Below are 4,586 nucleotides of genomic sequence, written 5' to 3'. Positions count from 1 at the left end.
AGGGCAGAGGGGGGTAAGCGGCGTCAGTCTTCCTTCCGGGTGACATGGCGGTGAAGTGCCGCAAGGTCCTGACGGAGCGCGGCCAGTTCGGCCAGCACCTTCACATCGATCTTTTCATGCAGGGAAAGAACCTCAAGCTCGGCCTTCAGGTTCACCTCGTAGTCCTTGGCGGCCTCGAAACGGTCGCGGGCGGCCTGGCGGTTCTGCGACATCATGATGATCGGCGCCTGAATGGCCGCCAGCATGGAAAGCAGCAGGTTGAGGAAGATGAAGGGGTAGGGATCGAAGGCGCCGGTCGTCAGGATGATGGTGTTGATGACGGCCCAGAAGATCAGGAAAAAGCAGAAACCGAGGATAAAACCCCAGGAACCGCCGACCTTGGCGATATTGTCGGCCAGCCTGTCGCCGAAACTCGCGCCAGCGGAAAATTCCGCATTGGTGTCGCGCGAAATCAGTTTCTTCTGGTGCGACAGTTCCAGAATGCGCCGCTCCACTTCGCCGATTTCGCGAGAGGAACGCTTGAAATGCGAAACGATATAGTCGGAGATATCTGACACGGTGTGTCTCCGGTTCTGATGGGGCGATGCGGATGTTATCCCGAGATAAACCCGCATGGCGGTGGAATTCAAACGATTTCCACCGCCATGCGGTTCAGGCGTCCCCGCCGAAAAACATCAGACCGATGGCGCGCCCTCGTGCAGCCAGTTGAAACCGGGGAAGAAGCGCTCGCGGCCATATTGCTGGCCGAACATCATGTCGAATTGCAGCAGGCGGTAGTCGCGCACCACGTCGGGAACGGCGTTCGGGGCAATTGACCAGTCGGGCAGGGCCTTGCCGTCGGTTGCCACCAGCATATGCCGGTCGATGACGGAAAAGGCCTGCTGCACGTCGCCCAGCGTGCCGGTGTAGAAGGGATCGGAGAAGCCCGCCGTTTTCAGCACGTGATAAGGCAAAAGCGCCGGGCTGATGGTGCCGATATTCTTGCGCACGCCCTTCTTTGAGGACCAGACGATGAGCGGCGTCTCATGTTCCTTCTTCATCACCTCCAGCGGCGCGCGGCGGCTGGCTACCATGCCCGGCATGTAGCCGCTTTCCACGAAGGTCTGGCCGAGCGGCGGCAGGTGATCGCCGAACAGGACGACGATGGTTTCCCGGTCACGCTTCTTCGCCCAGCGCATGAGTTTCAGCAGCGCTTCATCGGCTTCCGCCACCCCTTGCGAATAGGTGGCCAGCGCCTGCGAGGCCGAGGCGGAAAGGCCGCCCTCGACGCCGATGGTGTTTTCGGCGTAACGGGTCGCCTCGTAGGGGCCGTGTCCCTGAAGGGTGACGGCGAAGAGGAAGAGCGGGTTCTGCGCCTTTTCGGCCGTCGCCATGATCTCGTCCATCAGCGCATCGTCGGAGGCGAAGTTGCCGCGTTTTTCCATCGTCGGCAGCGTCTCTTCGGAGCGGAATTCCTCGAAGCCGAAGTTTTTGTAGACCTGCTTGCGGTTCCAGAACCATTCCTGGAAGGGGTGCATGGCGATGGCGGAATAACCTTCGCCACGGAAGAAGCTGGCGAGCGAGGGCACCGGGCGGCGGATATATTGCTGATAGGGAATGCTGCCATAGGGCAGGAAGGCGTTGGAAAAGCCGGTCAGTGCCTCGAATTCCACATTCGCCGTCATGCCGCCGAACTCGGGGGAAAAGACATTGCCGGACTGTTTGGCGCGGATCGTCGGCATGGGATCGGCGGAGAGGTTCACATTTTCCAGCCGCGTCGGATCCCACAGCGATTCGCTCATCAGCATGATGACATCGGGGTAATCGCCCTTGTTGGCGGCGAAGGCGGCGGGCTCGGAAGTCAGGTCGGCAATGGTGTTTTCGCCGTAACCCTGCGGCGCCGAGACATTGGCCATCGGAATATTGAAGGCAAAGGCCATCAGGAAGCCGTTATGGCGGTAATTTTCCTGCTGATCCCACATCATTGGAATGATGTTGAGGCGATCGCGCACCCAGGAATAATGCGAATAGTCCATAAGCGAGGCGAGACCCGCAAGAAGCGGCAGCGCCATCGCGAGACCGGCGGCGCGTTCGCGCAAGCTCAAGCCCGGTGAGTGGCGGCGCGCCAGCAGCCAGAGGCCCGTAAGTGCCGCAATCGTGGCGCAGATGCCGAGGGCGACGAGGGCTGCCGTCATCGGCTGGGCCTTCAGCATGGTCGGCAGAAGCTCAAGAATCTGTCGGCCGAACAGCAGGTCGGAGGGATAAAGCGGATCGGAAAGATAGGTCTGTTTCTGTGCCGAAATCAGCCCCGTCAGCGCGCAGAGCGGCGCAAGCGCGATCAGCGAGAGGTAACGCCTGCCAAGAAGTGCATCCAACGCCACGAGAAGGGCGAGCACGGCGGCAATGGTGGTCATGCCGGGGCGGGCGGAGGAGGTGAGGAAAGCGCCGACATCGGTGAGCGAACCGCGGGCGATCCACTCCAGCGCCACGACCAGCACGACGGACGCGACCGTCAGATTGGCAAGCGGATAGGCGATGCCCGAAAGCTTGGAAAGGCTCCTTGTCCATGCAGGCGAAAAGACGAAACCAGCCTTTTCGGAAGCCGTTGTTTTTGGCGCCGAATCTCTCAAACTCATACTCCGGTATTGCAGGCGGCACGGCCGATCCGGGGAGGTGAATCGGGTGTCGCAAAAGTGTCATGTAACTGTCACATAAGCGCGATGAACGCGACATGAACTTTGAAGAGTCTGGCCGGTGCGGCGATAACCTTAGCGTGAACGCGCGCGGACGAAGCCTAACGGGCGTCGCCATGCAATTGCCGCGTTGCGGAGCGGGCACGGGCGCGGTATTGAAAAGCCATGAGCGACAGACACGATATAGAGAACCATCTCCGGATTGCCGTCGGGCAGTTCAATCCCACCGTTGGCGACGTGGCGGGCAATCTCGCCAAGGCGCGCGAGGCAAGGGCCGATGCGGCGACGCAGGGCGCCGATCTTCTGCTTCTGACCGAGCTGTTCATATCGGGCTATCCGCCGGAAGATCTAGTGCTGAAGCCAGCTTTCCTGAAAGCATGCCTGAAAGCCGTGGAAGAGCTGGCGGCGGAAACTGCCGATGGCGGGCCGGGCATCGTCATCGGTTTTCCGCGACAGGGTGAGACGGGCCGGCACAATTCCGTGGCGCTTCTGGATGGCGGCAAGATCATCGCGCTGCGCGACAAGATTGACCTCCCGAATTACGGCGAGTTCGACGAGAAGCGTGTTTTCTCCGAGGGCTCGATTTCCGGTCCCTATAATTTCCGTGGGGTCAGGATCGGTATTCCGATCTGCGAAGAAATCTGGAACGATATGGGTGTCTGCGAGACGCTCGCCGAAAGCGGGGCGGAAATCCTGCTGGTGCCGAACGGGTCGCCCTATTATCGCGGCAAGCTGGATGTGCGCCATCAGGTAGCGCTGCGGCAGGTTATCGAAAGCGGCCTGCCGCTCGTTTTCGCCAACCAGCTGGGTGGGCAGGATGAGCTGGTGTTCGACGGCGCGAGCTTCGGCTTTAATGCCGATAAGACGCTCGCTTTCCAGATGAGCCAGTTCGAGGCCACACTTGCCGTCACCGACTGGAAACGCACGGCAGACGGCTGGCATTGCGACAGCGGACCTTTCTCGAAGATTCCCGAAGGCGAAGAGGCGGATTACCGCGCCTGCATGCTGGGCTTCCGCGATTACGTCAACAAAAACGGCTTCAAGAGCGTGGTTCTCGGCCTTTCCGGCGGCATCGATTCGGCGATCTGTGCCGCCCTTGCCGTCGATGCGCTGGGCGAGGAGCGGGTGCGCTGCATCATGCTGCCTTACCGTTATACTTCGGAGGAATCGCTGAAGGACGCAGCCGATTGCGCGAAAGCGCTGGGCTGCCGTTACGATATCGTGCCGATCGTCGAGCCGGTGGAAGGATTCCTCTCGGCGCTTTCCGATCTCTTCGAGGGCACGGAAGAGGGCATTACCGAGGAAAACCTGCAGAGCCGCACGCGCGGCACGATTTTGATGGCCGTCTCGAACAAGTTCGGCTCCATGGTGGTGACGACGGGCAACAAGTCGGAAATGTCGGTGGGTTATGCCACGCTCTACGGCGACATGAATGGCGGTTTCAACCCCATCAAGGACCTCTACAAGATGCAGGTCTATGCCATTTCCAGCTGGCGCAACGCCCATGTGCCGCCCGGCGCGCTCGGCCCTTCCGGCGAAGTGATCCCGGCCAATATTATTTCCAAGGCGCCATCGGCCGAATTGCGCCCCAACCAGACCGACCAGGATTCGCTGCCGCCCTATCCGGTGCTGGACGATATTCTGGAATGCCTCGTCGAAAAGGAAATGTCGGTCGAGGAAATTCTGGCGCGTGGCCATGATGTGGCGACGGTGCACCGGATCGAACATCTGCTCTATCTCGCCGAATACAAGCGCCGGCAATCGGCCCCGGGCGTGAAGATCACCAAGAAGAACTTTGGGCGTGACCGGCGTTATCCGATCACCAACCGGTTTCGGGATCGGTGATTGAAGGAAGACGCTGGTAGCGGATGTTTTGCCCGGCGTTGCCGCTCGTTTCTTCTCCCCGCCGGGGAG

General features: G+C 60.5%; 3 protein-coding genes. 1 reads left to right on the top strand and 2 read right to left on the bottom strand.

What is annotated here, in order from left to right; translation table 11 throughout:
* Positions 1–23 precede the first annotated feature (23 nt).
* Together AGR7B_RS07950 and AGR7B_RS07945 are read right to left on the bottom strand one after the other, a co-directional pair.
* On the bottom strand, positions 24–557 hold the full coding sequence (locus tag AGR7B_RS07950) for a DUF1003 domain-containing protein (RefSeq protein ID WP_078053054.1): 534 nt from the start codon (positions 555–557) through the stop codon (positions 24–26).
* Between the two features lie 117 nt (positions 558–674).
* Complete coding sequence (locus AGR7B_RS07945; protein ID WP_162934080.1) at positions 675–2,615, bottom strand: LTA synthase family protein; 1,941 nt, start codon at positions 2,613–2,615, stop codon at positions 675–677.
* Between the two features lie 222 nt (positions 2,616–2,837).
* On the opposite strand from AGR7B_RS07945, the gene AGR7B_RS07940 reads away from it, so the two are divergent.
* Positions 2,838–4,517, top strand: coding sequence for an NAD+ synthase (locus tag AGR7B_RS07940; RefSeq protein WP_080856414.1), 1,680 nt, complete (start codon positions 2,838–2,840; stop codon positions 4,515–4,517).
* Positions 4,518–4,586 lie beyond the last annotated feature (69 nt).

The sequence above is a fragment of the Agrobacterium deltaense RV3 genome, from assembly GCF_900013505.1.
GTDB classification, from domain to species: domain Bacteria; phylum Pseudomonadota; class Alphaproteobacteria; order Rhizobiales; family Rhizobiaceae; genus Agrobacterium; species Agrobacterium leguminum.
This window is presented reverse-complemented; position numbering and strand designations above follow the sequence as displayed.